Source organism: Streptomyces sp. NPDC048566 (assembly GCF_043199735.1).
Taxonomy (GTDB): Bacteria; Actinomycetota; Actinomycetes; order Streptomycetales; family Streptomycetaceae; genus Streptomyces.
This window is the reverse complement of the sequence record NZ_JBICWL010000014.1, coordinates 73,230-99,780: the sequence shown is the minus strand read 5'-3', so window position 1 is coordinate 99,780 and position 26,551 is coordinate 73,230. Positions and strand designations below refer to the sequence as shown.

26 protein-coding genes are annotated in these 26,551 nt (G+C 73.1%); 10 read left to right on the top strand and 16 right to left on the bottom strand.

Annotated features, from left to right (window positions below):
• Nucleotides 1-644: 644 nt before the first annotated feature.
• Together ACGFS9_RS21545 and ACGFS9_RS21540 are read left to right on the top strand one after the other, a co-directional pair.
• A complete protein-coding gene (locus tag ACGFS9_RS21545; RefSeq protein ID WP_393255279.1) occupies nt 645-854 on the top strand; it encodes a hypothetical protein in 210 nt (69 codons plus the stop codon).
• A 100-nt stretch (nt 855-954) separates the two neighbouring features.
• Nucleotides 955-1,161 carry a hypothetical protein gene (locus ACGFS9_RS21540; RefSeq protein ID WP_393255278.1) on the top strand — a complete coding sequence of 69 codons (207 nt, stop codon included), beginning with the start codon at nt 955-957 and terminating at the stop codon, nt 1,159-1,161.
• A gap of 61 nt (nt 1,162-1,222) precedes the next feature.
• On the opposite strand, the gene ACGFS9_RS21535 is transcribed toward ACGFS9_RS21540, so the two are convergent.
• Together ACGFS9_RS21535 and ACGFS9_RS21530 are read right to left on the bottom strand one after the other, a co-directional pair.
• Nucleotides 1,223-1,477 (bottom strand): hypothetical protein, encoded by a 255-nt coding sequence (locus ACGFS9_RS21535; RefSeq protein ID WP_393255276.1) that lies wholly within the window; start codon nt 1,475-1,477, stop codon nt 1,223-1,225.
• 75 nt (nt 1,478-1,552) lie between these two features.
• On the bottom strand, nt 1,553-2,935 hold the full coding sequence (locus ACGFS9_RS21530) for a glycine--tRNA ligase (protein WP_393255274.1): 1,383 nt from the start codon (nt 2,933-2,935) through the stop codon (nt 1,553-1,555).
• A gap of 243 nt (nt 2,936-3,178) precedes the next feature.
• Here ACGFS9_RS21530 and ACGFS9_RS21525 point away from each other — a divergent pair, with 243 nt between their 5' ends.
• From ACGFS9_RS21525 to ACGFS9_RS21510, 4 genes are all read left to right on the top strand, one after another.
• Nucleotides 3,179-4,141: a metal ABC transporter substrate-binding protein gene (locus tag ACGFS9_RS21525; protein WP_393255272.1), complete on the top strand. Its 963-nt coding sequence runs from the start codon at nt 3,179-3,181 to the stop codon at nt 4,139-4,141.
• A gap of 5 nt (nt 4,142-4,146) precedes the next feature.
• Nucleotides 4,147-4,953, top strand: coding sequence for a metal ABC transporter ATP-binding protein (locus tag ACGFS9_RS21520; protein WP_393255271.1), 807 nt, complete (start codon nt 4,147-4,149; stop codon nt 4,951-4,953).
• Nucleotides 4,953-5,828 carry a metal ABC transporter permease gene (locus ACGFS9_RS21515; protein WP_393255269.1) on the top strand — a complete coding sequence of 292 codons (876 nt, stop codon included), beginning with the start codon at nt 4,953-4,955 and terminating at the stop codon, nt 5,826-5,828. The genes ACGFS9_RS21520 and ACGFS9_RS21515 overlap by 1 nt, the downstream gene beginning before the upstream one ends.
• A 90-nt stretch (nt 5,829-5,918) precedes the next feature.
• Complete coding sequence (locus ACGFS9_RS21510) at nt 5,919-6,335, top strand: Fur family transcriptional regulator (RefSeq protein WP_393255267.1); 417 nt, start codon at nt 5,919-5,921, stop codon at nt 6,333-6,335.
• 105 nt (nt 6,336-6,440) lie between these two features.
• Here ACGFS9_RS21510 and ACGFS9_RS21505 read toward each other — a convergent pair whose 3' ends face one another.
• From ACGFS9_RS21505 to leuA, 7 genes are all read right to left on the bottom strand, one after another.
• Entirely contained in the window at nt 6,441-7,286 is an 846-nt protein-coding gene (locus ACGFS9_RS21505) for an isoprenyl transferase (protein ID WP_393255265.1), read from the bottom strand.
• Between the two features lie 78 nt (nt 7,287-7,364).
• Nucleotides 7,365-8,111, bottom strand: a complete 747-nt coding sequence (recO, locus tag ACGFS9_RS21500) for a DNA repair protein RecO (RefSeq protein ID WP_393255264.1) — start codon at nt 8,109-8,111, stop codon at nt 7,365-7,367.
• 305 nt (nt 8,112-8,416) lie between these two features.
• The gene (locus ACGFS9_RS21495) at nt 8,417-8,644 is read right to left on the bottom strand and encodes a hypothetical protein (RefSeq protein WP_393255263.1); all 228 of its coding nucleotides are present in this window, start codon (nt 8,642-8,644) and stop codon (nt 8,417-8,419) included.
• A 942-nt stretch (nt 8,645-9,586) separates the two neighbouring features.
• Nucleotides 9,587-10,009, bottom strand: a complete 423-nt coding sequence (locus tag ACGFS9_RS21490) for a protein phosphatase (protein ID WP_393255372.1) — start codon at nt 10,007-10,009, stop codon at nt 9,587-9,589.
• A 207-nt stretch (nt 10,010-10,216) separates the two neighbouring features.
• Nucleotides 10,217-11,440, bottom strand: a complete 1,224-nt coding sequence (locus ACGFS9_RS21485; RefSeq protein ID WP_393255261.1) for an exo-alpha-sialidase — start codon at nt 11,438-11,440, stop codon at nt 10,217-10,219.
• Nucleotides 11,441-11,883: 443 nt separating this feature from the next.
• The gene (locus ACGFS9_RS21480) at nt 11,884-12,576 is read right to left on the bottom strand and encodes a TerB family tellurite resistance protein (protein ID WP_393255259.1); all 693 of its coding nucleotides are present in this window, start codon (nt 12,574-12,576) and stop codon (nt 11,884-11,886) included.
• Nucleotides 12,577-12,794: 218 nt separating this feature from the next.
• On the bottom strand, nt 12,795-14,546 hold the full coding sequence (leuA, locus tag ACGFS9_RS21475) for a 2-isopropylmalate synthase (protein ID WP_393255258.1): 1,752 nt from the start codon (nt 14,544-14,546) through the stop codon (nt 12,795-12,797).
• Between the two features lie 318 nt (nt 14,547-14,864).
• On the opposite strand from leuA, the gene ACGFS9_RS21470 reads away from it, so the two are divergent.
• The 3 genes from ACGFS9_RS21470 to ACGFS9_RS21460 all read left to right on the top strand — a co-directional run bounded on the left by ACGFS9_RS21470 (nt 14,865) and on the right by ACGFS9_RS21460 (nt 18,171).
• Complete coding sequence (locus ACGFS9_RS21470; protein ID WP_393255256.1) at nt 14,865-15,935, top strand: M4 family metallopeptidase; 1,071 nt, start codon at nt 14,865-14,867, stop codon at nt 15,933-15,935.
• A 122-nt stretch (nt 15,936-16,057) separates the two neighbouring features.
• On the top strand, nt 16,058-16,324 hold the full coding sequence (locus tag ACGFS9_RS21465; RefSeq protein ID WP_393255255.1) for a protealysin inhibitor emfourin: 267 nt from the start codon (nt 16,058-16,060) through the stop codon (nt 16,322-16,324).
• 536 nt (nt 16,325-16,860) lie between these two features.
• Entirely contained in the window at nt 16,861-18,171 is a 1,311-nt protein-coding gene (locus ACGFS9_RS21460) for a GH1 family beta-glucosidase (protein ID WP_393255253.1), read from the top strand.
• A 496-nt stretch (nt 18,172-18,667) separates the two neighbouring features.
• Here ACGFS9_RS21460 and ACGFS9_RS21455 read toward each other — a convergent pair whose 3' ends face one another.
• Nucleotides 18,668-19,006, bottom strand: a complete 339-nt coding sequence (locus tag ACGFS9_RS21455; RefSeq protein WP_393255252.1) for a P-II family nitrogen regulator — start codon at nt 19,004-19,006, stop codon at nt 18,668-18,670.
• Nucleotides 19,007-19,251: 245 nt separating this feature from the next.
• On the opposite strand from ACGFS9_RS21455, the gene era reads away from it, so the two are divergent.
• Nucleotides 19,252-20,244: a GTPase Era gene (gene era / locus ACGFS9_RS21450; protein ID WP_393255249.1), complete on the top strand. Its 993-nt coding sequence runs from the start codon at nt 19,252-19,254 to the stop codon at nt 20,242-20,244.
• Between the two features lie 60 nt (nt 20,245-20,304).
• Here the strand turns inward: era and ACGFS9_RS21445 are convergent, their stop codons facing one another.
• The 6 genes from ACGFS9_RS21445 to ACGFS9_RS21420 form a co-directional block, all read right to left on the bottom strand.
• A complete protein-coding gene (locus tag ACGFS9_RS21445; RefSeq protein ID WP_393255247.1) occupies nt 20,305-20,658 on the bottom strand; it encodes a cytidine deaminase in 354 nt (117 codons plus the stop codon).
• A gap of 215 nt (nt 20,659-20,873) precedes the next feature.
• Nucleotides 20,874-21,233, bottom strand: a complete 360-nt coding sequence (locus ACGFS9_RS21440) for an MmcQ/YjbR family DNA-binding protein (protein WP_393255245.1) — start codon at nt 21,231-21,233, stop codon at nt 20,874-20,876.
• Nucleotides 21,230-22,537 (bottom strand): hemolysin family protein, encoded by a 1,308-nt coding sequence (locus ACGFS9_RS21435; protein WP_393255243.1) that lies wholly within the window; start codon nt 22,535-22,537, stop codon nt 21,230-21,232. The genes ACGFS9_RS21440 and ACGFS9_RS21435 overlap by 4 nt, the downstream gene beginning before the upstream one ends.
• Nucleotides 22,534-23,031, bottom strand: coding sequence for an rRNA maturation RNase YbeY (gene ybeY, locus ACGFS9_RS21430; RefSeq protein WP_393255241.1), 498 nt, complete (start codon nt 23,029-23,031; stop codon nt 22,534-22,536). The genes ACGFS9_RS21435 and ybeY overlap by 4 nt, the downstream gene beginning before the upstream one ends.
• A 12-nt stretch (nt 23,032-23,043) precedes the next feature.
• Nucleotides 23,044-25,191 (bottom strand): PhoH family protein, encoded by a 2,148-nt coding sequence (locus ACGFS9_RS21425; RefSeq protein ID WP_393255239.1) that lies wholly within the window; start codon nt 25,189-25,191, stop codon nt 23,044-23,046.
• Between the two features lie 132 nt (nt 25,192-25,323).
• Complete coding sequence (locus ACGFS9_RS21420) at nt 25,324-26,430, bottom strand: carbohydrate kinase family protein (RefSeq protein WP_393255370.1); 1,107 nt, start codon at nt 26,428-26,430, stop codon at nt 25,324-25,326.
• Nucleotides 26,431-26,551: the final 121 nt, after the last annotated feature.

Here is a 26,551-nt window from a genome sequence, read left to right as displayed (position 1 = left end):
CCTCGACGTCATCCGCCGCATCCGCCCCCACATCCAGATCTCCCTCCACAGCACCGACATCGGCGGCACCTTCGCCCAACTCACCCGCGACGTCCCCGGCCTCGACCGCGCCCTCGCCACCTCCGCCGAACACCTCGGCATCCCCGTCGAACACGCCCCCCTCGACGCCCTCCACTGGCCCAGCACCGCCCCCGGCGTCTTCGTCCTCCCACCCCCCGGAGCACCCGAACGCCCCACCGCCTTCCCCGAGAACGCCCACCGCTCCACCTGGCTCGCCCCCCACGCCTACGGAGGCGTCACCGCCGTCATCGAAGTCCCCGGCTGGGCCGCCCCACGCTTCGCCGACCTCACCCCCGACCCCGCCCCCGAACAACACCTCCACCACTGGGCCGAACGCCTCCGCGCCCACACCCACACCGCCCGCACCCACTACGAACGCGCCCGCCCCCACCTCCCGCCCCCCCGGCACCGGCCCCGCCCACAGCCTGCGCCGCGCCATCACCACCACCCTCCACGTCTGCGGCCCCCTCGCCGACAGCTGGGACCCCACCCACCCCGCCTACACCCCCATCCCCCACCTCACCCGCGCCCGCACCGCCAGCATCGAAGGCTTCGCCCGCCGCACCCCGCTCCGCGCCACCGCCATGCTCCTGCGCCTCCTCGAACACCACGCACCCACCCCCACCACCGCACCCCAACGCGCGGAACTGGAAGCCCTCATCACCCGCTGGTGCGCCGCCTACGCCGCCAGCTTCACCGCCACCTGGATCCCCGTGGACCGGCAGATACAACACCAGACCAACGTCACCACCGCCGCCGTCGAAGCCGCCGAAGGACACCTCGCCCCCTCCTGACCCACCCCGCCCCCGCCGAACCCGCCACCCGACACCCCCCGTTGATCTTCCGGATGCTGCACACTCCTACCCCAGACCCAACGGCGACGCAGGAGGTGCCATGCTGCAGATCAACCAGAGCAAGGTGAACCGCTGGGACCAGCACGGCCGCGAACACACCGTCCACGTCCAGCGCACCGGCGTCCAGCGCACCCTCCGCTGCGCAACCTGCGACTGGCGCAAGAACGCCCAGTTCCTCCCCTGGCTCAAAGCCGAGGAACACCTCGCCGAAGCCCACCAGGCGACCGTCGACCCCAGAGACGACTGAACCCCGGCGAGACCACCCCGCCGGGGACACACCGGAACCGGACCGGACGACGAACCAACCCTCAGCCCATCCGCCGCCGCAACCCCCGCAACAACAGCCGCACCACCGCCACGAACTCCGCCTCCGCCCCCGGCCGCTCCCACTCCCCCGCATACGCCGGATCGTGGAACCGGCCCGTCGCGTCGAACACCGCACGCGCCGTCGCCGCCGCATCACCGTCCACCACCGTGGCCTTCGCCGGACCGTGACGGCGCAGCACCTCCTCCGTCGCCTCCAGGACGCGCTCCGCCGTCAGTGCCTCACCGGTCGGTGCCACGACTGGGGTCGTTCGGGTGTGGCGAAGCCCCCGGTCCTGTCGGGGGCCGGGGGCTTCGTCGGGGGTGGTGCCGGGTCAGCAGCCGACGAGGCGGGCCGCGAGGTAGCTCTCGATCTGGTCGAGGGAGACGCGTTCCTGCTTCATGGAGTCGCGTTCGCGGACGGTGACGGCGTTGTCGTCGAGGGTGTCGAAGTCGACGGTGACGCAGAAGGGGGTGCCGATCTCGTCCTGGCGGCGGTAGCGGCGGCCGATGGCGCCGGCGTCGTCGAAGTCGATGTTCCAGTGCTGGCGCAGTGCGGCGGCGAGGCCCTTGGCCTTGGGGGAGAGTTCCGGGTTGCGGGAGAGCGGGAGGACGGCGACCTTGACGGGTGAGAGGCGGGGGTCGAGGCGCAGGACGGTGCGCTTCTCCATCTTGCCCTTGGCGTTGGGTGCCTCGTCCTCGATGTAGGCGTCGAGGAGGAAGGCGAGCATGGCGCGGCCGACGCCGGCGGCGGGTTCGATGACGTAGGGGGTCCAGCGTTCGCCGGCCTCCTGGTCGAAGTAGGAGAGGTCCTGGCCGCTGGCCTTGGCGTGGGCGGAGAGGTCGTAGTCGGTGCGGTTGGCGACGCCTTCGAGTTCGCCCCATTCGTTGCCGCCGAACTGGAAGCGGTACTCGATGTCGGCGGTGCGCTTGGAGTAGTGGGAGAGCTTCTCCTGGGCGTGCTCGTACCAGCGCATGTTCTCTTCGCGGAGGCCGAGGCCGGTGTACCAGTTCCAGCGTTCCTGCATCCAGTACTCCTGCCACTTCTCGTCCTCGCCCGGCTTGACGAAGAACTCCATCTCCATCTGTTCGAACTCGCGGGTGCGGAAGATGAAGTTGCCGGGGGTGATCTCGTTGCGGAAGGACTTGCCCATCTGGGCGATGCCGAAGGGGGGCTTGCGGCGGGAGGTGGTCTGGACCTGGGCGAAGTTGGTGAAGATGCCCTGGGCGGTCTCGGGGCGCAGGTAGGCGATGGAGCCGCTGTCCTGGGTGGGGCCGAGGTGGGTGCTCAGGAGGCCGGAGAACTGCTTGGGCTCGGTGAACATGCCCTTGTTGCCGCAGTTGGGGCAGTTGATGTCGGCGAGGCCGTTCTCGGGGAGGCGGCCGTGCTTGGCCTCGTAGCCCTCTTCGAGGTGGTCGGCGCGGTAGCGCTTGTGACAGGAGGTGCACTCGGTGAGGGGGTCCGAGAAGGTGGCGACGTGTCCGGAGGCGACCCAGGTCTCGGTGGCCAGGATCACCGATGAGTCGATACCGACGACGTCCTCACGCGAGGTGACCATGTAGCGCCACCACTGGCGCTTGATGTTCTCCTTGAGTTCGACGCCGAGCGGGCCGTAGTCCCAGGCGGCACGCTGTCCGCCGTAGATCTCACTACTGGGGAAAACGAAGCCACGGCGCTTGCTCAGGCTGACGATGGTGTCGATCTTGTCGGCGGCCACGGTGCTCTCTTCATTACGGACGGACGGCAGCGAATGCTTCAGGTTACCGGCGTGGCCCACCTCTGTATCAAATCGGTTCGTGGAGTGGGCGTCTTGTGGGGGGTTACATCCGCTTGACGTGTGTTTTCGGTGGGGGTTGTGCGCGGGTGGGGGCGGGGTCGGCCGGTGTGCGGCGGGGTGGTCCCGGGGGGCGGACGGCAGGAGTATTGACAATCGTTTCCATCTTTGTTGAAAATGACTGTCATGAACGTACGACGACGCCTCATAGCCGGGTCCGCCGCGGTGCTGGCCACCGCCCTCGGGCTCGGGACCCTGTCGGGTTGTTCCGGTTCGGCGGCGGCCGACAACAAGGGCGCGGGGAAGCTCGACGTGGTGGCGTCGTTCTATCCGCTGCAGTACCTGGCCGAGGAGATCGGCGGGTCGCATGTGAACGTGACGAACCTGACGCAGCCCGGCCAGGAGCCGCACGACCTGGAGATCAGCGCGCGGCAGACCGCGCGGCTGCAGGAGGCGGACGCCGTCCTCTATCTGAAGAACCTCCAGCCGGCCGTGGACGAGGCGGTGGCGCAGTCCGGGGTGGGCACGAAGATCGACGCGGGGTCGTTGACGACGCTGGAGAAGCACGGCAACGAGGTCGGCGGCCATGCGGCCGAGCACGACCACAGCGCGGGCGAGGAGGCAGGGGCGGCCGATCCGCACGTGTGGCTGGACCCGGTGCGGTTCGGCGAGGTGGCGGACGGGGTCGCGAAGGCGCTGGAGAAGGCCGATCCGCGGCATGCCGGGGCCTACGAGAGGAACGCGGCGGCGCTGCGGAAGACGTTCGAGGCGCTGGACGGTGAGTTCCGCGCGGGGCTGGCGCACACGCGGACCAGGACGTTCATCACGACGCATGCGGCGTTCGGCTATCTCGCGGAGCGGTACGGGCTGACGGAGGAGGCCATCAACGGTCTGGATCCGGAGTCGGAGCCGAGTGCGAAGCGGGTGCGGGCGCTGGAGTCGATGGCGAAGGCGGACGGGGTGACGACCGTGTTCTACGAGACGCTGGTGAGTGACAAGACCGCGGGGACGATCGCCCGGGACGCGGGGCTGCGGACGGATGTGCTGGATCCGATCGAGGGGATCACGGACCGGTCGAAGGGCGCGGACTACGTGCAGGTCATGCGGTCGAACCTGAAGGCGTTGCAGACGGCTCTGGGGGCGAGGTGAGCGCGATGGAGGGCGTGGGGTCCGCGGGGCGGGCCGAGGGCGGCGCGGGTGAGGCCGTGGTGTCGCTGCGCGGGGTGCGGGCGGAGCTGGGTTCGCGGCCGGTGCTGCGCGGGGTGGATCTGGTGGTGCGCCGCGGTGAGGTGGTGGCGCTGCTGGGGGCGAACGGGTCGGGGAAGTCGACGGCGGTGCGCAGTGTGATCGGGCAGGTTCCGGTGAGTGCCGGGGAGATCGAGCTGTTCGGTGTGGCGCGGCGGCGGTTCCGGGACTGGCGGCGGGTGGGGTATGTGCCGCAGCGGACGACGGCGGCGGGCGGGGTTCCGGCGACGGTGACGGAGATCGTGGCGTCGGGCCGGTTGTCGCGGGCGCGGTTCGGGGTGCTGCGGCGGGCCGATCATGCGGCGGTGCGGCGGGCGCTGGAGTTGGTGGGGATGGCGGACCGGGCGAAGGACTCGGTGGACGCGCTGTCGGGTGGTCAGCATCAGCGGGTTCTGATCGCGCGGGCGCTGGCGTGCGAGCCGGAGTTGCTGATCATGGACGAGCCGATGGCCGGGGTGGATCTTGCGAGTCAGGAGGTGCTGGCGGCGACGTTGCGCGGTCAGGTGGCACAGGGTGCGTCGGTGCTGCTGGTGCTGCACGAGCTGGGGCCGCTGGAGCCGTTGATCGACCGTGCGGTGGTGCTGCGGGACGGGTGTGTGCTGCACGACGGTCCGCCGCCGCGGGCGGTGGGGCAGCACGCGTTGCCTGGTCATGATCATGTACATCCGCATGCGGCGCACGGCGCCGGGCCGGTCCGGACGGGGTTGCTGAGCTGATGGAGTTCCTGGATTACGCGTTCATGCAGCGGGCGCTGCTGGCGGCGGTGCTGGTGGGGATCACGGCGCCCGCGGTCGGTGTGTATCTGGTGCAGCGGCGTCAGGCGTTGATGGGGGACGGCATCGGTCATGTGGCGATGACGGGTGTGGGTCTGGGTTTTCTGCTGTCGTGGTCGCCGGTGTGGATGGCGACGGCGGTGTCGGTGCTGGGCGCGGTGCTGATGGAGTTGATCCGCTGGTTCGGCAGGACGCGGGGGGACATCGCGCTGGCGATGCTGTTCTACGGGGGTATGGCGGGTGGCGTGATGTTCATCAATCTCGCGCCGGGTGGTTCGAACGCGAACCTGACGTCGTACCTGTTCGGTTCGCTGTCGACGGTGAGTGCCTCGGATGTGACGGCGATCTGTGTGCTGGCGGGGTTCGTGGTGCTGGTGACGCTGGGGTTGCGGCGGCAGTTGTTCGCGGTGAGTCAGGACGAGGAGTTCGCGCGGGTGACGGGGTTGCCGGTGCGGGCGCTGAATCTGCTGACGGCGGTGACGGCGGCGGTGACGGTGACGGTCGCGATGCGGGTGGTGGGGCTGCTGCTGGTGAGTGCGCTGATGGTGGTGCCGGTGGCGGCGGCGCAGCAGTTGAGCCGGAGTTTCGCGGCGACGTTCGCGATCGCGGTGGCGATCGGGGTGTCGGTGACGATCGGGGGGACGGTGACGTCGTACTACCAGGATGTTCCGCCGGGAGCGACGATCGTGCTGCTGACGATCGGGGCGTTCGTGGTGCTGACGGCGCTGGCGGCGCCGGTGGCGCGGCGGCGGGCCCGGGCGGCGGCGTCGGGGGTGCCGGGGGACGCGGTGGAGTGCGCGGTTTCGAACGCGGTGTGATCCGCGGGGTGCGGGGTGCGGACGGCGTCCGGCCGGGTGCCGTCGGGGCTGGCACAATGGCCGGGCAGGGGCAGACGTGAGGAGGCAACGGTGACAACCGCTGGATCGCCCGTTCGGGGCCGCTCCACCCGGCAGCGGGCCGCCGTGGCGGCCGCGCTGGACGAGGTGGACGAGTTCCGCAGCGCGCAGGACCTTCACGACATGCTCAAGCACAAGGGCGACTCGGTGGGGCTCACGACCGTGTACCGGACGTTGCAGTCGCTGGCGGACGCCGGTGAGGTGGACGTGCTGCGGACGTCGGAGGGCGAGTCGGTGTACCGGCGGTGTTCCTCCGGGGAGCATCACCACCATCTGGTGTGCCGGGTGTGCGGCAAGGCGGTGGAGGTGGAGGGCCCTGCCGTGGAGCGGTGGGCGGAGGCCGTCGCCGCGGAGCACGGGTATGTGAACGTGGCGCACACGGTGGAGATCTTCGGTACGTGTGCGGAGTGTGCGGCGGCGAAGGGCTGACGCGCCCGCCCCTTGGGTTTCGGTCGCCGGTCACGGCCCCTCCCCCGGTTCTTCCGGGGTGAGGGGCCGTGGTCGTGGAGCGTGGTGGTGGGGCGCCGGCGGGGGCTAGGAGTCGTCGCCCCTCATGCCCTGTTCCATGGCGAGGAGGTCCTCGTTGGGGACGGCGCCGCCGAAGCGGCGGTCGCGCTGGGCGTATTCGACGCAGGCGCGCCACAGGTCGCGGCGGTCGAAGTCGGGCCACAGAACGTCCTGGAAGACCATCTCGGCGTAGCTGGACTGCCAGATCAGGTAGTTGGAGGTGCGCTGTTCGCCGCTGGGCCGCAGGAACAGGTCGACGTCCGGCATGTCGGGGTAGTACAGGTATTTCTGAATGGTCTTCTCGGTGACCTTGTCGGGGTCGAGGCGGCCGGCGGCGACGTCGGCGGCCATCGCCTTGGCGGCGTCGGCGAGTTCGGCGCGGCCTCCGTAGTTGACGCAGAAGTAGAGGGTCATGGCGTCGTTGTCCTTGGTCTGCTCCTGGGCGACCTGGAGTTCCTGGACGACGGACTTCCACAGTTTGGGCATGCGTCCGACCCAGCGGATGCGGATGCCGAGTTCGTCCATCTCGTCGCGGCGGCGGCGGATGACGTCGCGGTTGAAGTTCATGAGGAAGCGGACCTCGTCGGGGGAGCGCTTCCAGTTCTCGGTGGAGAAGGCGTAGAGGGAGAGGTTCTTCACGCCGAGGTCGATGCAGCCCTTGAGGACGTCCATGACGACGCCTTCGCCGACGCGGTGGCCCTCGGTGCGGGGCAGTCCGCGTTCCTTGGCCCAGCGGCCGTTGCCGTCCATGACGACGGCGACGTGGCCGGGGATGAGTTCGCCGGGGAGTTTGGGCGCGCGGGCACCGGAGGGGTGCGGGTCCGGCGTCTTGTACTCGCGGCGCTGGCGTCCCAGGATTCCGCGTACGACCATGTCTTTCTCGTCTCCCTCGTGCTCGTGCTCTGGGGTGCTGCGGGTGTTCGGTGCTGTGGTGCCGGTGGGGTGGGCCGGTCATTTCTCCACGTAGCGCAGGGAGCGCAGTCCGCGTTCCAGGTGCCAGTGCAGGTAGGCGGAGACCAGTCCGCTGCCTTCCCGGACGTGGCGGGGTTCGGCCGCGTCGGCGGTCTCCCAGTCTCCGGTGAGGAGGGCGCCGAGGAGGGCGAGGGCCTGGGGCGAGGGTACGACGCTGCCGGGGACGCGGCAGTCGGCGCAGACGGAACCTCCGGCGGCGACCGAGAAGAACCGGTTCGGCCCGGGCATGCCGCATTTGGCGCAGTTGCCGAAGCTGGGGGCGTAGCCGTTGACGGCGAGGGAGCGCAGCAGGAAGGCGTCGAGGACGAGGTGGGGTTCGTGTTCTCCGCGGGCGAGGGTGCGCAGGCCGCCGACGAGCAGGAGGTACTGCTGGACGGCGGGTTCCCCCTCGTGGTCGGTGAAGCGTTCGGCGGTCTCCAGCATGGCGGTGCCGGCGGTGTAGCGGGCGTAGTCGGTGACGATGCCGCCGCCGTAGGGGGCGATGGTCTCGCTCTGGGTGCACAGCGGCAGGCCGCGTCCGATGAGTTCGCTGCCGCGGGCGAAGAACTGGACGTCGACGTGGGAGAAGGGTTCGAGGCGGGCGCCGAATTTGGATTTGGTGCGCCGGACGCCGCGGGCGACGGCGCGTACGCGGCCGTGACCGCGGGTGAGCAGGGTGATGATCCGGTCCGCCTCGCCCAGCTTCTGGGTGCGCAGCACGATGCCGTCGTCGCGGAACAGACTCATGCGCCCATTCTCGCCTACGGCGCCCGCGGGGTGGACCCGGCGGGGGTGTGCGACTGCCGGAGGCGCCGGACCGGGGGTTCCGGAGCGCGGAGGCCGGACGGGGCCGGGAGCGCGGGGACCGGACGGGGTCCGCAGGCCGGGCGCCGGGGCACGGGGACCGGACGGGGCGCCGCGGCCGGAAGCAGGACGGGATCGCCGTGGCCGGGTGGGCGCGAGGGCCGGACCGGGTGCCGCAGGCCGGGAGCCGGGGTGGGCCCGGGGTGGGGTGCGTCATTGCGGGCATCCCGGTGACGCGCGGGGCCGGGTCAGGGCACCTCGCCGCGGCTGCGGGCGTTGGCGTAGGCGGTGGCGGCACTGATGCGTTCGGCGGCGGTGGCGCGGCGGACGGCTTCGGGCGGGCACTGCCATGCGCGGCCGCCGCCCAGGGGCTTCAGCCGGACGGCCGGTCCGTCGCCGCCGGCGACCAGGCCGACTCTTCCGGTGCGGGTGTCGACGGCGTAGGAGCCGGTCGGCAGCGGGGTGGCGGGGCTCATCGGCGTACCGCCGGCCGCCGGTGGGGGGAGGGTGCGGCGGGGCGCCCGCCGCGGACGAGTACGGGGCGGGGTGCCGGGGCCGGCGGGAGGGCGTCGGGCGTGGTGCGGGCGGCTCCGGTGCGGGTGGGTGCCGCGGGGCCGGTGCGGGTGGGTGCCGTCCGTGGTCGCTGCACGGTTTCCTCCGCCTCTTCGGCGCGGTGCGCCGAGTGTCGTTCCCCCCGTGTGGTGTGGGTGCCGGTGTCGCGCCCTCCCCGGCCCTGCACGTCCCTGCCCGTCCCTCCGTCCCGCCGTCTCGTTCCGGGCCCCGTCGTGGTCCCGGGCGGCGCCCGCCGTGGGTGGGGGCGCGCGGGTGCGCGGGGCCGTGTCTCCTTCCACCCTGCTCCCCTGTGCCGCCCGGTTTCACGCTTCGCACATCGCCGGTGACGCTGCGCGTCTACACTCCGCTCCGGTCGCCCGCCTCAAGTGGCGTGCGGCGTCGGGGTGTTGGCGGTGGGTGGGGGCGACGGGGGCGGCGGCGTCCGGTGGGCGGGAGTACCGGCGGACGGGTGACGGGGCGTCTGCCCGGCGCCTCAGCGGTCGCGATCCCGGGGCCGCGGGCCGTCACCCCGGCGGGCGCCGGGGTGACGGGTTCCCGGGCGGCTTTCCGGTCGCCGGGCCCCGCCTGGGCATCCGAGGGCCCCGGGGGCCGCGCTTTCGCCGGCCCGCGTGGCCGCCTGCCCGCCTGCCCGCCCGGACGGGCGGGAGGGGGCCGGGGCTGCGCTCGAAGCCCCGGCCCCCTCGCCCCCGCCACCGGCTCCCCCGCGGCTCCCCCGCGGGTCCCTTGCGAGCGGGGCCGAAGGGAGGGCGGGCTCGTCGGGGCCACCCCGCGCGTCCCCGGCCCGCCCGGGGATGTACGGGCGGCGGCCTCAGCGGCGGGCCGCGCCGGTGCCGCGCGGGGCGAGGTCAGCGCCCGCCGCTGCGGGAGTGCGGTGCGAAGCGGCGCACATAGGCCACCTGCCAGGGCGTCTCCACGGCACGGCGGTCGTAGTGGCGGCGGACGTACGCGACCGCCTCGGCGGGCGGCACCCCGTCGAGGACGGCGATGCAGGCGAGGGCGGTGCCGGTGCGGCCCCGGCCGCCCGCGCAGGCGACCTCGACGCGCTCGCGGGTGGCCCGCCGCCACGCCTCGGTCAGGACCGTACGGGCCTCGGCGCGGTCGGCGGGGAGCCGGAAGTCGGGCCAGCGCAGCCAGCGGGCCTCCCAGGGCACCGGCGGCGGCTGCCGGCCGAGCAGGTGGACGGCGAAGGCGGGCAGGGGTCCGGCGGCGTCCGGGAGCGGGCGGCGCAGGGCCCGGCCGCGGACCAGCCGTCCGGAGGGCAGCCGCAGGACGCCCGGGGCGCCGGGTTCCCAGGTGGCGCTCCCGGCCTCCGGCCTGGGGCGCGCCTCGTCACGGGGTTCGGGTGCTGACGGGGGGGCCGGTGCAGTCCATGGGGTCGGCTCACTCCTCCTGCGCCCTGGGGCGCTCGTGTGTCACTGCTGCGGACGGGGTCGGGCATCGCACGGCGGGCACCCTCGGCGTCGCCCCGAGGGCGGTCAGCGGGGCGGGCCGGGGACGGGCAGGCGCCGGAAGGCGATGGTCTCGTACGGGCCGGCGGCACCGGTCTCGTAGAGGATGCCGACGTGGGACGGGCCGAGTTGGACGAGGTCGCAGTAGGCGGCCGGGTCCGTGGACAGAGTGAGCGCTCGGGTGAAGGCGGCACCCCCGGTGGCGCTGCGCCACAGGGCCATGGAGCGGCGGGCGGTGGGGACGGAGGGAGCGGCGAAGAGCAGGGGCGCCGCGGGGCCGCCGGAGAGCTGGAGGAGGCTGCCCTGGACGACGGGCACGTCGTCCAGGGTGTGCTGGACGGCGTAGGGGCGTCGCAGCGTCTCGCCGCCGTCGTCCGAGTAGGTGTCGAGCCGGTTGCCGGGGCTGCTGCCGTTCTGGTCGCGGGCGTTGAAGTAGAGGCGGCCGTCGGGGAGTTCGGCGACGGAGCTCTCGTTGGCGTTCTCGGTCCCGTCGTGGGAGTCGTCGACGAAGCCGAGGCGCCAGGTGCGTCCGCCGTCGTCGCTGAGGAGGGCGTGGGCTCCGTGGTGGCGGGGCTCCTGGCCGGTGTCGGTGGAGCCGGCGGGCGGGGCGGTGGAGTGGTTGGCGGGCACGACGAGGCGGCCGGCGTGGGGGCCGTGGCGCAGGGCGACGGCGTGGCCGGGTCCGGTGGCGTACCAGCGCCAGCCGGGGGCCTTGGTGTCGGCGGTGATGTCGTGGGGCGCGGTGAAGGTGCGGCCGTCGTCGTGGCTGGTCTGGACGAGGACGCGGCGGCCCTGGGCGGCAGTCGTCTCGCCGCGCATGATCTGCGCCTCGCTCACGGCGCCGCTGTTGGCGCAGGTGAGCAGGACGATGTCGCCGGTGGCGGGGTCGACGACGGGGGTGGGGTTGCCGCGGGTGTCGCCGTCTCCGGGGGTGACGACCAGCAGCGGGCCCCAGGTGCAGCCCCCGTCGGTGGAGCGCCGCAGGACGACGTCGATGGCGCCGGTGTCGCCCGCGTCGCGGCGTCGGCCCTCGGCGAAGGCCAGCAGGGTGCCGGCGCGGGTCGTGACCAGTGCGGGGATGCGGTAGGCGGCGTAGCCGGTGCGGCCGGCGGTGTAGGGGACGGAGGCGGTGCAGTCGCGGTGCCGCGGCGGTGCGGCGGCGGCGGGGCCGGCGGTTGCGGCGAGGATGCCGAGGGCGGTGAGGAGGCCGGCGGTCGCGGCGGACCTCGCCGCGCGGGGCGTGGGGGGCATGGCACTCCCTGGACGGCGCTGTCGGACCGGACGTGGGACCTCTGGCAGAAAGCTAGGCGGGCCGGTCCGGCGCGGCAACCGGAGCGCGGGCAGGCCGCTCTGACGGAGCGTCGGAGGGTGTGCGGGTGCACCGGCCCCACCACGGCCCCCGGTGCGGCACGGACGGAAGCGGCGGCCCCCGGCCCGGAGCGCGCTGGAGTCGCGGGCGGGCGGACCCGGCGCGCGGCGATCCGGCGGGCGGACCCGGCGCGCGGCGATCCGGCGGGCGGTCGCTGCGCGCGCGGCGATCGGGCCGCAGGGGCCCGGACCAGGGAGGCGGCCCCGGCGGAGGGCAGGGGGGAAATTGGCCCGAGCGCGCGGGAGTCGCGGGCGGACGCGGCGTGCGGAGGTCCGGCGGGCGGAGACGGTTCGCGGCGGTGGCCCGGGAGGGGGCCGGGGAGAGGTCAGGAGGGGGTGCGGGCCGCGGCCAGAAGGCGGGTGACGTCGTCCGAGCAGATGGTGAGCGCCGCGCCGACGGTGGCGAGGACGTCCCGCTCGGCGGCGGTGTACGGGCCGTCGGCGAGGGCGGTGCGGGCGCCCTGGAGGAGGATCGCCTCGCGGCCGGTGGGGGCCAGGTGGGGGGCCAGCGGGTCCAGGGCCTCGTGGAGCTCTATGGCCAGGCTCGCCCCGCAGGGTTCGCCGGCGACGCGGCCGGTGTCGGCGGCGAGGGCCTCGACGAGGGCGTGGAGCTGGTCCTCGGTGCAGTCGTCGAAGCCGGCCGAGCGGACGGCGCACGCCGCGGTCTCCAGGGAGGGGCGGGCGCAGCCGCCGGCGGCGAGGACGGCGAGGGCGACGGTGTGGACGGCGTCGCGGAGCATCGCGGAGAAGCGGGTGGTGGTGGGGTGGTCGAGGACGTCGGCGCCGTAGTGGCGCCGGCAGCCGGAGCACTCGACGACGGGCCCGGTCGCGCCGCGCGGCAGTACGGGGACGCCGACGACGGTGAAGCGGCGGCGTCCGGTGAGCCGCTGGTAGTTGCGGTCGCCTCCGCAGCCGGGGCAGAAGAACTCGCCGTCACCGACGGTGTTCCATGCCGTGCGGATGCCCAGGATGCGGGGAACCTGAACCGAGCGGCCGTTTCGTGCCCGTCCTGGCAGCACGTCGCACACCTCCGTCACTCCCCCGCGGCCGTGACGGCGCGGGAGGCACCAGCGCGGCAACGTCGCCGCGCTGGCGTGATGTTAGCCACATCGCGGAGGCGGCGTCAGTACCCCGGACGAGTCCTCCTTGTGACCTGCACACGGTTTGGCCGGTACACGACTGCGGCCCCGTCCGCCTCGGAGGGCGGACGGGGCCGGAGAGGAGCAGGTGGCGGGGGTCAGCGGGCCGCTCGGTTGACGGCGGAGACGACGGCCTTCAGCGAGGCGCGTGTCGTGTTCGCGTCGATGCCGATTCCCCACAGGACCTTGTCGCCGATGGCGCACTCGATGTACGAGGCGGCCTGCGCGGAGGCGCCCTCGCTCATGGTGTGCTCCTGGTAGTCGAGCAGTCGCACGTCGATGCCGATGGACTGCAGGGCGTCGAAGAAGGCGGAGATGGGGCCGTTGCCGGTGCCGCTCAGGACGGTGTCGGTGCCGTCGACGGTGGCTTCGACGGTGAGGGTGTCGACGCCGTCCTTGTCGGTGGTGGACTGGCCGTTCCTGACCTGGATGCGGCCCCAGGGGTTGGCGGGGTTGGGCAGGTACTCGTCCTGGAAGGTCGCCCAGATGTCCTTCGGGGTGACCTCGCCGCCCTCGGCGTCCGTCTTGTGCTGGATGAGCCTGGAGAACTCGATCTGCATCCGGCGCGGCAGGTCCAGCTTGTGGTCGTTCTTCAGGACGTAGGCGATGCCGCCCTTGCCGGACTGCGAGTTGACGCGGATGACGGCCTCGTAGGAGCGGCCGACGTCCTTGGGGTCGATGGGCAGGTAGGGGACGGCCCACTCGATGTCGTCGACGGTGACGCCCTTGGCCGCGGCCTCCGCCTCCATGGCGTCGAAGCCCTTCTTGATGGCGTCCTGGTGGGAGCCGGAGAAGGAGGTGTAGACGAGGTCGCCGACGTAGGGGTGGCGGGCGTGGACCTCCATCTGGTTGCAGTATTCCCAGGTGCGGCGGATCTCGTCGATGTCGGAGAAGTCGATCTGCGGGTCGACGCCCTGGGAGAACAGGTTCATGCCCAGGGTGACCAGGTCGACGTTGCCGGTGCGCTCGCCCTGGCCGAACAGGCAGCCCTCGACGCGGTCGGCGCCGGCCATCAGGGCCAGTTCGGCGGCGGCGACGGCGGTGCCGCGGTCGTTGTGGGGGTGGATCGACAGGCAGACGTGCTCGCGGCGGGACAGGTTGCGGCCCATCCACTCGAAGCGGTCGGCGTGCGTGGAGGGTGTGGAGCGCTCCACGGTGGCGGGCAGGTTGAGGATGATCTCGCGGCCCGGGCCGGGCTGCCAGACGTCCATGACCGCCTCGCAGACCTCCAGGGCGAAGTCGAGTTCGGTGTCGGTGAAGATCTCGGGGCTGTACTGGTAGCCGAACTCGGTCTCGGGGCCCAGCAGTTTCTCCGCGTACTCGACGACCAGGCGGGTGCCGTCCACGGCGATCTGCTTGATGTCGTCCTTGGAGCCGCGGAAGACGACCCGGCGGAAGACGGGGGCGGTGGCGTTGTACAGGTGCACGTTGGCGCGGCGGGCGCCCTTCAGCGACTCCACGGTCCGCTCGATGAGGTCCTCGCGGGCCTGGGTCAGTACGGAGATGGTGACGTCGTCGGGGATCGCGGTCTCGTCCTCGACGATCGAGCGGACGAAGTCGAAGTCCGTCTGGCCCGACGCCGGGAAGCCGACCTCGATCTCCTTGTAGCCCATCTTCACCAGCAGGTCGAACATCTCGCGCTTGCGGGCGGGCGACATGGGGTCGATCAGGGCCTGGTTGCCGTCGCGCAGGTCGGTGGAGAGCCAGCGGGGGGCGACGGTGATCCGGTTGTCCGGCCAGGTGCGGTCGGGGATGTCGACCTGGTCGTAGCGGCCGTACTTGTGGACGGGCATCGCGGTGGGACGCTGGCGGTTGGCGCGGGTCTGCTCGCTGCGGTGGCTGTTCGCCATGATGCGTGGGCTCCTCAGGGTGTCCGAAAGGACGGCCGACGGCGCAACGCCAGACTCCGCGGGGAGGGGGTCGGCCTCGACTACAGGCCCTCGCCGCGGCAGCTAAGGAGGAGCAGCCCGAAACGCATGATGCTGCGCAGCCTAGCCGAGTCGCGCTCGCCTCGGGTGGCCGTATCAGTATGCGGGACCGGGTGGCGAAGAGGACAAAAAGTGCGGCATACCACTTCTTCACGGATGATCCGGCTTCTTTTCCCCGCATTTCACCGATCATGGTTGCAGGTAGTGACAGTCCCGTCACTCGGTGCAAAGGTGCCGGGCATGACGACCAACGGGGGCTTCGAGCCCGTCTTCTGCACCATCGTCCCGCCCCACGTCCTCGACCGGCTCGCCGGCAGCGAGGACCCCGCGCTCGCCGGGCCGGCACGCGCGACCCTCCAGCGCGACGCCTACGAGCGCACCCACCGGCGGCTGACCACCGTCGTCGGCGCGCCCTCGGTGGCCGCGCCGCCGGGAACCGCCGAGGGGCGGCCGCACCGCACGATCCACGACGCCGGCCACCGCCAGGACCTGCCGGGCAGCCGGGTCCGCGGCGAGGGCGAGGAGCCGGGCGCGGACGCCACCGTCAACCGCGCGTACACGGGTCTCGGCGCCACGTTCGAGCTGTACCTGAGCGCGTTCGGGCGCTCCTCCATCAACGGCGAGGGGCTGCCGCTCGACGCCACCGTCCACTTCGGCAGGGACTACAACAACGCCTTCTGGAACGGCGAGCGGATGGTGTTCGGCGACGGGGACGGGGAGATCTTCCTCGACTTCACCCTCCCGGTCGACGTCATCGGCCACGAGCTGACGCACGGTGTCACGCAGTACACGGCGAATCTCACCTACTTCGGTCAGCCGGGCGCGCTGAACGAGTCCATGTCGGACGTCTTCGGCTCGCTGATCAAGCAGTACACGCTCGGCCAGAGCGCCGCGGAGGCGGACTGGCTGATCGGCGCGGGGCTGCTCGCCCCGCGGGTCACCGGCTCGGCGCTGCGGTCCATGAAGGAGCCGGGCAGCGCGTACGACGACGACGTCCTCGGCAAGGACCCGCAGCCCGGCACGATGGACGGCTACGTGCGCACCGGTCGCGACAACGGTGGCGTCCACATCAACTCCGGCATCCCCAACCACGCGTTCTACCTCGTCGCCGAGGCGCTCGGCGGGCACGCCTGGGAGCGGGCCGGGCAGATCTGGTACGACGTCCTCACCGGCGGGGAACTGCCGCAGCAGGCGCTGTTCACGGACTTCGCGCGGCTCACGCTGGCCGCCGCGCGCGCCCGGTACGGCGAGGCCGAGGAACTCCGCTCGGTGGCCAAGGCGTGGGAGCAGGTCGGGGTCCCGGCCGTCTAGGTCGGCCCGGACCGGGCCCCTGTGGCCGGACGGACGGGCCCCGGCCGGCGGGATCTCGGCCGGGGGCGCCGCTCGGCGCCGGGCCCGTGGCCGCGGGCGGCCGACTGGGCTAGACAGGACCCATGCGTATTCAGGTGTGGCGCACGGGCGGGTTCGCGGGCATCGAGCGGCGGGCGGAGGTGGACACCGCGGGGCGGCCGGACGCGGCCGAGTGGCAGGCGCTGGCCGGGCGGGCGCTCGCCGCGGGCCGGGGCGCGCCGCCGGCCGGTGTCCCGGACGGCTTCAGCTACCGGCTCACGGTGGACGGCACGACCGTCCACGCGGCCGACCCGCACCTCACGGAGGACCAGCGCGAGCTGATCTCCCGGGTGCTCAAGGAGGGTGCCTAGCCTCCATAACGTCCGCGGCGGAGGGTGCCTGGCCTCCGTGGCGTCCGCGGCGGAGGGTGCCTGGCCTCCGTGGCGTCCGCGGCGGAGGGTGCCTGGCCTCCGTGGCGTCCGCGGCGGTCCCGCGACGCCGCCGGGGGCGCCGGCCGCCCGGCGGCGGTCGATCTCCGGCCCGCCCTCGCCCGGCCCCACAGCCGGCTGGGTCGCACAGGCCCCGGGACCGGAGGGGTCCGCCGGACGGCGCGGGGTGTCCGGGGCGGTGCGGCGCACGGGCGGAGCGTCGCCCGCGTGCCGGGCGGAGTCGGGTGGCGCGGCGGCGCGGTGCCGGGCCGGGCCGGGCGGTGCGCGCCGCTGAACCGTTCCGGTCGCGGCCCCGGCCCCGCCCCGGCGCCGGCCGGGGCGGGGCGGGGTGCGGGCGGGAGGGCACGGCGCCGGGGCGGGCGGGCTCCGCAGCGGGCGGACCGCGGCCCCACGGGCGTCAACCTCCCGTGTCCGACGGACCGTTGACTTCCCCCTCCCCGGTGCGGAGGATCGCGCGCATGGCGACGAACCCCCTCCCGCAGTTCCCGCCCGGCTTCCTCTGGGGCGTGTCCACCTCGGCCCACCAGATCGAGGGGGCCGCCGCTGAGCGCGCCCCGTCCGTGTGGGACGCCTTCACCGCCGAGCCCGGCCGCGTCAAGGACGGCTCCACGGCGGCGGTGGCCTGCGACCACTACCACCGCTTCGCCGAGGACGTGCGGCTCCTCGCGGGCCTCGGCGTGGACGCGTACCGGTTCTCGGTCTCCTGGCCGCGGGTGACCTCCCCAGGCGGCCTCGACTTCTACGACCGGCTCGTCGACGCGCTGTGCGCGGCGGGCGTGCGGCCGGTCCCCACCCTGTTCCACTGGGACCTGCCGGCGGAACTCGACTGGCTGGAGCGGGACACCGCCGAGCGGTTCGCCGCCTACGCCGGGACCGTCGCGGCCCGCCTCGGGGACCGCGTCACGAAGTGGATCACCCTCAACGAGCCGGCCGAACACACCCTGCTGGGCCATGCGCTGGGCGTGCACGCCCCCGGCCGGCGGCTGCTCTTCGACGCGCTGCCCGTCGCCCACCACCAACTCCTCGCGCACGGGCTCGCCGTCCGGGCACTGCGGGCGGCCGACGCGGCGGACATCGGCATCGCCAACTCGCACGGCCCGACCCGGGCCGCCTCCCCCGCCGCCGAGGACGTGGCCGCGGCCGACTTCTACGACCTGCTGCTCAACCGGCTGTTCGCCGATCCGGTCCTGCTCGGCCGCTACCCCGAGGGCGTCGAGGCGCTGATGCCCGGCGACGTCGGGGCGGACCTGGAGATCATCGGCGAGCCGGTCGACTGGTACGGCGTCAACTACTACCAGCCGACCCGGGTGGGCGCCCCCGAGGGCACCGAGATCGACTTCGGCGGTGTGCGGCTGCCCGCCGAACTCCCCTTCACCGTGCACCCGCTGGAGGGTCATCCGGTCACGGACTTCGGCTGGCCGGTGGTGCCCGAGGGCCTCACCGAGCTGCTCACCGGCTTCCGCGACCGCTACGGGGAGCGGCTGCCGCCCGTGGTCATCACGGAGAACGGCTGCTCCTACGACGGCATCGACGACCAGGAGCGGATCGCCTTCCTGGACGGTCACGTCCGGGCGCTGCACCGGGCGTGGGAGCAGGGGGTCGACGTCCGCGGCTACTTCGTGTGGTCGCTGATGGACAACTTCGAGTGGGCGGAGGGCTACGCGCGCCGCTTCGGTCTGGTGCACGTCGACTTCGACACCCTGGAGCGGACGCCCAAGGCGTCCTACCACTGGCTGCGGGACGCGCTGCGGGCACGGTCGCGCGGGTGACCGGCGGGTCCGGCGAGCGCCCGGCCCGGGCTCCCCGGACCCGGACCCGGGAGGCGGGCCGGCCCGGGTTCGCTGCACCCGGGAGGCGGGCCGGCCGGGGCGGTGCGCCTGCGCCGTTGCCGGCCTCGCCGGTCCCCGACGGGTGGCCGGGCGGCCGGGTGCCGAGCCCGGTCGCGGCGCGGGGCGGGGCCGGCGGCGGTGCCACCCCCAGCGGCTGCCGGGTGCCGTGCGCGGTCGCGGCGCGGGACGGGTCCGGCGGCGGTGCCGCGGGACGGGTCCGGCGGCGGTGCCACCCCCAGCGGCTGCCGGGTGCCGTGCGCGGTCGCGGCGGTGACCGGCCGGAGGAGCGGGGGCGGCGCGGGTGGTGCGGACCGCGGGTGGTGCGGACCGCGGGTGGTGCGGACCGCGGGTGGTGCGGACCGCGGGTGGGGTGCGGACGGGGGCGGCTGCCGGACGCGCCGGGCGGGGTGCCGGACCCGGGTGCCGCGGCCGGGGGTCAGAGGGCGTCGGGGCCGCGCTCGTCCGTGCGGACGCGCACCACGGTCTCCACCGGGACGGTCCACACCTTGCCGTCCCCGATCCTGCCGGTCCGCGCGGCCTCGACCAGCGCGTCGACGACCGCGTCGGCGTCCGCGTCCTCGACGACGACCTCGATCCGCGCCTTCGGCACGAGGTCGACGCGGTACTCGGCGCCCCGGTACACCTCCGTGTGGCCGTGCTGCCGTCCGTACCCGCGGGCCTCGGTGACGGTCAGGCCGTGCACGCCGATCTCCCGGAGTGCGGTCTTGACCTCGTCGAGCCGGTGGGGCTTGACGATCGCGGTGACGAGCTTCATACCGGGTTCGACCTTCTGCGCGGCGGGCGGGGCGGGGTGAGGCGGCGGGGCGGTGGACCGCGAGCGGCCGGACCGGTCGTCGCCGTGGGGCCCCGTCGCGGGGCCGCCGCCCGGGGCCCAGGTGATCGTAGGCGCTCGCGCCCCCGCTCCGTAAGATCCCGGCGAAAAGCCCGTCGGGTGCCCGCGGGACCGCTCGCGCCGACTCGAACAGTTTTGGTACGGCGGGCCTCCGACGATCAGGGAGAATGGGCGCCATGAGCGTTCGCAACCAGTCAACCGAGCCGTCCGAGGACGGGGGCGCGCCGCACGCCCCCGGCGCAGTGGGCCCGCACCGCGCCGGCTTCGCCTGCTTCGTGGGCCGCCCCAACGCCGGCAAGTCCACCCTCACGAACGCTCTGGTCGGCCAGAAGGTCGCGATCACCGCGAACCAGCCGCAGACCACCCGGCACACGGTGCGCGGCATCGTGCACCGGCCGGACGCGCAACTGATCCTCGTCGACACCCCCGGCCTGCACAAACCCCGCACGCTGCTGGGCGAGCGGCTCAACGACGTCGTCCGCACCACCTGGGCCGAGGTCGACGTGATCGGCTTCTGCCTGCCCGCGAACGAGAAGCTCGGCCCGGGCGACCGTTTCATCGCGAAGGAACTGGCGTCGATCAAGAAGACGCCGAAGATCGCGATCGTCACGAAGACCGACCTGGTGGACGGCAAGGCGCTCGCCGAGCAGCTCATCGCGATCGACCAGCTCGGGCGCGAGCTGGGGTTCGAGTGGGCGGAGATCGTGCCGGTGTCGGCGGTGGGCGACCGGCAGGTGGGTCTGCTGGCGGACCTGATCGTCCCGCTGCTGCCGGAGGGACCCGCGCTCTACCCCGAGGGCGATCTGACGGACGAGCCGGAGCAGGTCATGATCGCGGAGTTGATCCGCGAGGCCGCTCTGGAAGGGGTCCGCGACGAGCTTCCGCACTCCATCGCCGTCGTCGTCGAGGAGATGCTGCCGCGCGAGGACCGGCCCGCGGACAAGCCGCTGCTGGACATCCACGCCTTCGTCTACATCGAGCGGCCGAGCCAGAAGGGCATCATCATCGGCCCCAAGGGCAAGCGGCTGAAGGACGTCGGCATCAAGTCGCGCAAGCAGATCGAGGCGCTCCTGGGCACGCCCGTCTTCCTCGACCTGCACGTGAAGGTGGCCAAGGACTGGCAGCGGGACCCGCGCCAGCTCCGCAAGCTGGGCTTCTGACCGGTTCCGGGGCCCGCCCGTCGGGCCCCGGAACCGGCGACGGCGCCGGCGCGGGCGGTGTCAGCCCGCCGTGACGCTCCGGCGGAGGGTGCCGTCGAGACCGGCGAGCAGGACCGGCGTCCGCGGGCCGCCGAGATCGCGGACGGCCGCCAGGTCCGCGTCGGGGACCGCCTCCGTCTCGCCCACCACGGCCGCCGCCTCCAGCGACTTCGCACCCGACGCGACCGCCATCGCGACGGCCGTCCGCAGGGCGCTCAGCCGCAGCGAGGGCAGGTCCACGGTGCCGGCGACGTAGGTCCGTCCGGTCTCGTCCCGCACGGCCGCCCCCTCGGGCACGCCGTTGCGGGCCCGCGCCGAGCGGGCCAGGGTGACGATCTTGCGGTCCTCGGGGTCGAGCGCGTTGCTGTCGGTCATGACCAGAGCATACGAAGTGCGGGCCCCGGTCCCCGCCGACGGGTCACCGGACACGGCGGCACGGCCGCCTCGGTGGGCGGCGCGCCGTGGCAGGCGGGCGGCGCGGGGCCGGGGCGGACGCGGACCTTCCCGGCGGCGGGAGCCGGAGCGCCGCCGCGCGGGCCCGGCCGCCGGCTCCCCCGCCCCCGGGGTGGCGGCTGCGGCCCGCGCGGGGGTCAGGGCCGGTCGAGCCGGAGCCGCTCGGCGCGCGGCAGGCCGGCGACGACGAGGTCGTAGGAGTCCTCGACGAGTTCCCGGACCAGGCGGTCCGGGAGGTCGCCGTCCACCGTCACCGTGTTCCAGTGCCGCTTGTTCATGTGGTAGCCCGGGACGATCGACCGCGGGTGCTGCTCGCGCAGCCGCAGGGCGTCCTGCGGGTCGGCCTTGAGGTTGACCGTGAGGGGGCGCGCGTCCAGGTTCGTCAGGGCGAACATCTTGCCCAGCACCTTGAAGACCGAGGTCTCCGGGTTGAAGGGGAAGTCCTCGACGGAGGCGTTGAAGGACAGGCAGAACGCGCGGAGCTGCCGCGGGGTCATTCCGGTGCCTCCTCCCGTACCGGTGCCGCGACCGTGGCGGTCGGTTCGACGAGCACCGTGACGATCTTGTTGCGGCGGCCCGCCGCGGCCTCCGCGGTGAGCCGCAGTTCGCGCTGGTCGGGCAGTTCGACGACCGCGGAGGCACCCGCGATGGGCACCCGGCCGAGGGCCTTGGCGAGGAGGCCGCCGACGGTCTCCACGTCCTCGTCGTCGTAGGCCTCGAAGCCGTAGAGCTCGCCGAGGTCGCCGATGTCGAGGCGGGCGGTCACCCGGTAGCGGTCCTCGCCGAGGTCCTGGACGGGCGGGAGTTCGCGGTCGTACTCGTCGGTGATCTCGCCGACGATCTCCTCCAGGATGTCCTCGATGGTGACGATGCCGGCCGTGCCGCCGTACTCGTCGATGACGACGGCGACGTGGTTGCGCTCCTGCTGCATCTCGCGCAGCAGGTCGCCGGCGTTCTTCGTGTCGGGCACGAAGGTGGCCGGGCGCATCGCGGTGGCCACCAGCTCGGACTCGGCGTCCCGGCTGATGTGCGTCTTGCGGGCGAGATCCTTGAGGTAGACGATGCCGACGATGTCGTCCTCGCTCTCCCCGGTGACGGGGATGCGGGAGAAGCCGGAGCGCAGGGCCAGGGTGAGGCCCTGCCGGATCGTCTTGTAGCGCTCGATGACCACGAGGTCGGTGCGCGGCACCATGACCTCGCGCACGAGGGTGTCGCCGAGTTCGAAGACGGAGTGCACCATGCGGCGCTCCTCGTCCTCGATGAGGGACTCCTTCTCGGCGAGGTCGACGAGGGCCCGCAGTTCGGCCTCGGAGGCGAACGGGCCGCGCCGGAAGCCCTTGCCGGGGGTGAGCGCGTTGCCGATGAGGATGAGCAGCGGCGGGATGGGTCCCATGATGCGGGCCAGCGGCAGCAGGACGTACGCGGCGGCCGTGGCCGTGTTCAGCGGGTGCTGGCGGCCGATGGTGCGCGGGGAGACGCCGACGGCCACGTACGACACGAGGACCATGACGGCGATCGCGACGGCGAGGGCCTGCCAGGTCTCGTCGAACTCGTTCAGGCAGGCGTAGACGACGAGCGCGGCGGCGGCCATCTCGCAGGCGACGCGGACGAGCAGCGCGACGTTGAGGTAGCGGGTCGGGTCCGCGGCGACCTGGGCGAGTTTGGCGCTGCCGCGCCGGCCGCTGCGGACGGCCTCCTCGGCGCGGAAGCTGGAGACGCGGGCGAGGCCGGCCTCGGCGCAGGCGGCGAGCCAGGCGACGACGACGAGGGTGATGGCACCGATGACAAGCTGTGGGCTCATGACACGGTCGGGGCCGGAGAGGGACCCGTCATGCCCTTCTCCGCGCGCCAGCCGTCCACGATGGCGGCCTGGAGGCCGAACATCTCGGCCTTCTCGTCGGCCTCCTCGTGGTCGTAGCCGAGCAGGTGCAGCACGCCGTGGACGGTGAGGAGCTGGAGTTCCTCGTCCATGGAGTGCTGCGTCGGGGCGTCCTTGCCCTGGCGCTCGGCGACCTCGGGGCAGAGCACGATGTCGCCGAGCAGGCCCTGCGGCGGCTCGTCGTCGTCCTTCGACGGCGGGCGCAGCTCGTCCATCGGGAAGGACATGACGTCCGTGGGTCCGGGCAGGTCCATCCACTGGATGTGCAGCTGCTCCATGGCGTCGGCGTCCACCACGATCACCGAGAGTTCGGAGAGCGGGTGGATGCGCATCCGCGCGAGCGCGTAGCGGGCGATGTCGAGGATCGCCTGCTCGTCGACCTCGGTTCCGGATTCGTTGTTGACGTCGATCGACATGGTCGTGCTGGTCTACTTCCCCTTGTGTCCGGCTGTGCCGCGGCCCTTGTGGGTGCCGTTCTCGGTGCCGTTCTCGCTGTCGTACTTCTCGTACGCGTCGACGATACGGCCGACCAGCTTGTGCCGGACGACATCCTGGGACGTGAGCCGTGAGAAGTGCACGTCCTCGACGCCGTCCAGGATGTCCTGGACCTGCCGCAGACCCGACTTGGTGCCGCTCGGCAGGTCGACCTGCGTCACGTCACCGGTGATCACGATCTTGGAGTCGAAGCCGAGGCGGGTGAGGAACATCTTCATCTGCTCGGGGCTGGTGTTCTGCGCCTCGTCCAGGATGATGAAGGCGTCGTTGAGGGTGTTGTGCGTCAGCAGGTAGTCCTGCGTGACGTACAGCGAGTCCTCGGCTGCTACCTGGATACAGACCGTCTCCTCCCTGCCTGCGGGCTCGATGCTGTCGATGAACCGCATCGGGCGTCCGCCGCCGCCGGCCTCCTGGTACTTGTCGCGCTTGCGGGCGAGGCGGAAGGGCTCGATGCCTTCGGGGAGGTGGATGTCGACGATGTGCGCGTCGTGACTGAAACGCACGTCACGGCCATTGGCCCTTCCGGGCTTGCGGCCTTCTGCCGCCCGTCGACGGGTGTACGCGACGCCGCCCAGCGACCGCACGAGGGAGATCACGTCGTCGCGGAGCAGGATCGAGGTCGTCGTGTACTGGATCCGGCACGTGCGGTCCTCCTGCGTGACCGGACCACCGTCCGAGTCCAGGAGCCCTTGGAGGACCCCCAGACGCACCTCGGCCGAGTTGTGCAGGTAGTCGTCGGGCACGAATTTGGAGTGCGAGCGCGTCCGGAGCAGGTCCAGCTCAAGCAGGATCCGCGTGACCGGGTTCTCCAGGGTGACCACGTCGCCCGGGCTCTTGATCCGGTTGAGCGTGTAGTCCGGGCCGCCCCGGTGCCGGAGGGTGACCCCGGGAAGTGCTGCGTCCAGCGCCTCCACCAGCTCTCGGTCCTCCGAAGCGAACGAAGGCGTGGTCGAACCGGTGAGGCAGCCGTCTCCGAGAAGAAGGCCCAGCGCGTAGGGGTCCATGGGAACCTCACGCTCGGGCATGCTGACCGCGGCCGTGAGCATCGGCAGCTCGTACCGGCGAGCGTGCGCCGCCCGCAGGTTGCCGATCATCTCCTGTGTCTCCAGGACGCGCCACGGCTTGTCACGACGCCTGTCGTCGCGCGTCCGTACGGTCCACAGATGCTCGCCGCAGGCCAGCGTCCAGGAACCGTCCTGGGCGGCGACCCGGTAGACGTCCCTCTCGCCCTGCGGATAGACGCCGAGAACCGGGGTGGGTTCTCCGTTCGATCCGATGACCAGGTCGCCCACCTGAAGGTCGCCGATGGGGCGCCAGCCTTCCGGTGTCAGTACGTTCGTGAAGAGCGGCTGGGCCCGGCCCCGCATGTACGCCAGCGGTGCCACCTCGATCGTGCCCGAGGCCATGAGCTTCGGGATGGAGTCGGGGTCGAGCATGTCGTGCAGCGCGTCGTACAGCGGGCGCAGGTACGGGTCGATCTTCTCGTAGAGGGTGCCCGGCAGGAAGCCGAGGCGTTCGCCGGCCTCGACCGCGGGGCGGGTCAGGATGATCCGGTTGACCTGCTTGGACTGCAGCGCCTGGACCGCCTTGGCCATGGCGAGGTAGGTCTTGCCGGTGCCGGCGGGGCCGATGCCGAACACGACGGTGTGCTTGTCGATGGCGTCGACGTAGCGCTTCTGGTTGAGCGTCTTGGGGCGGATGGTGCGCCCGCGCGAGGACAGGATGTTCTGGGTGAGCACCTCGGCGGGCGTCTCCTGGCCGTCGCCCTCCCCGTTCCCGCTCGCCCTGAGCATGGCGATCGAGCGTTCCACTGCGTCCTCCGTCATGGGCTGCCCCGTGCGGAGCACCAGCATCATCTCGTCGAACAGGCGCTGGACGAGAGCGACTTCACCGGCGTCGCCGACCGCACTGATCTCGTTGCCCCGGACATGGATGTCGGCCGCCGGGAAGGCCTTCTCGATCACGCGGAGCAGCGAGTCGCCGGACCCCAGGACGGTCACCATGGGGTGCTTGGCCGGGACGGTGAAGTGCGCGCGCGCCTGCCCCTGTGCGGGGTCGTGAGCTGTGGGTGTCTGAGTCATGGGCCGGCTCTGTAGGCCTGCGTTTCCTCCTCGGTCGGCACGCTTGCCGCGGGGGCAGCGTTGCGTCTCCCAGCGTACGTCGCGGCGCCGACAGAGCCGTAGGGCTTTTCCTCACGTCACGCGGTCGTGACCTCACGCCGAGCGGCCGAAGCCGATCGTCGGCACGGCGCGGCGCAGCGGCCAGGGGCGGGACGCGGCCGGGAGCAGGCCCTCCAGGAAGGCGTACCGGCGCAGGGCGGCGGGGGCCTGGTCGTCGACCGAGTGGACGCGGCGCCACCAGGCGGCGATCTCGGACCAGCCGGGCGCGGACAGGGAGCCGCCGAAGTCCTGTACGGAGAGCGCGGCGGTCAGGCCCGCGAAGGCGAGGCGGTCGGCGAGCGGCCAGTCGGCGAGGGTGCCGGTGACGAAGCCGGCGACGAAGACGTCCCCGGCGCCGGTCGGGTCGAGTGCCTCGACGGCGATCGCGGGGACGGCAGCGCTCTCGCCGGTCCGGCCGTCGACGGCGTAGGCGCCCTCCGCCCCGAGGGTGACGACCGCGAGCGGCACGTGGTCGGCGAGGGCGTGCGCGGCGGCGCGGGGGCAGTCGGAGCCGGTGTAGCGCATGGCCTCCTCGGCGTTGGGCAGGAACGCCTCGCACCGTCCGAGGTCGAGGAGGCCGGCGAGGTCCCAGCGGCCGGTGTCGTCCCAGCCGACGTCGGCGAAGATCCGGGTGCCGTGGCCCGCGGCCTGGGCGATCCAGGGGTCGCGGACGCCGGGGGTGAGGGAGGCGACGGCGGCCCGCGCGCGGGGCGGGCAGTGGGGGGCCGCGTCCTCGGGGGGCGGCTCGTGGCCGTGGCTGACCATGGTCCGCTCGCCCTCGTAGGCCATGGACACGGTGACCGGGGAGTGCCAGCCGGGCACGGTGCGGGAGGCCGAGAGGTCGATGCCCTCGCCCTGTTCGAGGGCGTCCCAGCAGTACTCTCCGTAGTGGTCGTCGCCGAAGGCGGCGGCCAGGGAGGTCCGCAGGCCGAGCCGGGCCAGGGCGGTGGCCATGTTCGCGACGCCGCCGGGGCTCGATCCCATGCCTCGCGCCCAGGACTCGGTGCCGCGGACGGGCGCCGATTCGAGGCCGGTGAAGACGATGTCGAGGAAGACGGTGCCCGTGAGGTAGACGTCCCAGGGCGGGTCCTGCGGCGTGCGCAGCCCGGCGAGCGGGTCCACTGGGGCCGGGCGGAACGGTCCTTCGCCGCTGGACGCCATCACGGTGTGCTCCCTGGGGTGGTTCCGGTCCGGCCAGTGTGCACCACACCGGCCGCCGGGGCCGCGGGTCACGCCGGGCGGCGCCGCCCGACGGAAACCCGGGCCCCGAGACGGGCCGCCG

Bases quoted from the DNA above. Each gene is read 5' to 3' on its own strand.
- ACGFS9_RS21470 (WP_393255256.1), top strand. From the start codon at position 14,865: ATGACGACCAACGGGGGCTTCGAGCCCGTCTTCTGCACCATCGTCCCG.
- ACGFS9_RS21460 (WP_393255253.1), top strand. From the start codon at position 16,861: ATGGCGACGAACCCCCTCCCGCAGTTCCCGCCCGGCTTCCTCTGGGGC.
- ACGFS9_RS21520 (WP_393255271.1), top strand. From the start codon at position 4,147: ATGGAGGGCGTGGGGTCCGCGGGGCGGGCCGAGGGCGGCGCGGGTGAG.
- ACGFS9_RS21435 (WP_393255243.1), bottom strand. From the start codon at position 22,537: ATGAGCCCACAGCTTGTCATCGGTGCCATCACCCTCGTCGTCGTCGCC.
- ACGFS9_RS21440 (WP_393255245.1), bottom strand. From the start codon at position 21,233: ATGACCCCGCGGCAGCTCCGCGCGTTCTGCCTGTCCTTCAACGCCTCC.
- ACGFS9_RS21545 (WP_393255279.1), top strand. From the start codon at position 645: ATGCTCCTGCGCCTCCTCGAACACCACGCACCCACCCCCACCACCGCA.
- ACGFS9_RS21455 (WP_393255252.1), bottom strand. From the start codon at position 19,006: ATGAAGCTCGTCACCGCGATCGTCAAGCCCCACCGGCTCGACGAGGTC.
- ACGFS9_RS21465 (WP_393255255.1), top strand. From the start codon at position 16,058: ATGCGTATTCAGGTGTGGCGCACGGGCGGGTTCGCGGGCATCGAGCGG.
- ACGFS9_RS21515 (WP_393255269.1), top strand. From the start codon at position 4,953: ATGGAGTTCCTGGATTACGCGTTCATGCAGCGGGCGCTGCTGGCGGCG.
- ACGFS9_RS21485 (WP_393255261.1), bottom strand. From the start codon at position 11,440: ATGCCCCCCACGCCCCGCGCGGCGAGGTCCGCCGCGACCGCCGGCCTC.
- ACGFS9_RS21540 (WP_393255278.1), top strand. From the start codon at position 955: ATGCTGCAGATCAACCAGAGCAAGGTGAACCGCTGGGACCAGCACGGC.
- era (WP_393255249.1), top strand. From the start codon at position 19,252: ATGGGCGCCATGAGCGTTCGCAACCAGTCAACCGAGCCGTCCGAGGAC.
- ACGFS9_RS21525 (WP_393255272.1), top strand. From the start codon at position 3,179: ATGAACGTACGACGACGCCTCATAGCCGGGTCCGCCGCGGTGCTGGCC.
- ACGFS9_RS21420 (WP_393255370.1), bottom strand. From the start codon at position 26,430: ATGGCGTCCAGCGGCGAAGGACCGTTCCGCCCGGCCCCAGTGGACCCG.
- ACGFS9_RS21505 (WP_393255265.1), bottom strand. From the start codon at position 7,286: ATGGTCGTACGCGGAATCCTGGGACGCCAGCGCCGCGAGTACAAGACG.
- leuA (WP_393255258.1), bottom strand. From the start codon at position 14,546: ATGGCGAACAGCCACCGCAGCGAGCAGACCCGCGCCAACCGCCAGCGT.
- recO (WP_393255264.1), bottom strand. From the start codon at position 8,111: ATGAGTCTGTTCCGCGACGACGGCATCGTGCTGCGCACCCAGAAGCTG.
- ACGFS9_RS21425 (WP_393255239.1), bottom strand. From the start codon at position 25,191: ATGACTCAGACACCCACAGCTCACGACCCCGCACAGGGGCAGGCGCGC.
- ybeY (WP_393255241.1), bottom strand. From the start codon at position 23,031: ATGTCGATCGACGTCAACAACGAATCCGGAACCGAGGTCGACGAGCAG.
- ACGFS9_RS21495 (WP_393255263.1), bottom strand. From the start codon at position 8,644: ATGAGCCCCGCCACCCCGCTGCCGACCGGCTCCTACGCCGTCGACACC.
- ACGFS9_RS21445 (WP_393255247.1), bottom strand. From the start codon at position 20,658: ATGACCGACAGCAACGCGCTCGACCCCGAGGACCGCAAGATCGTCACC.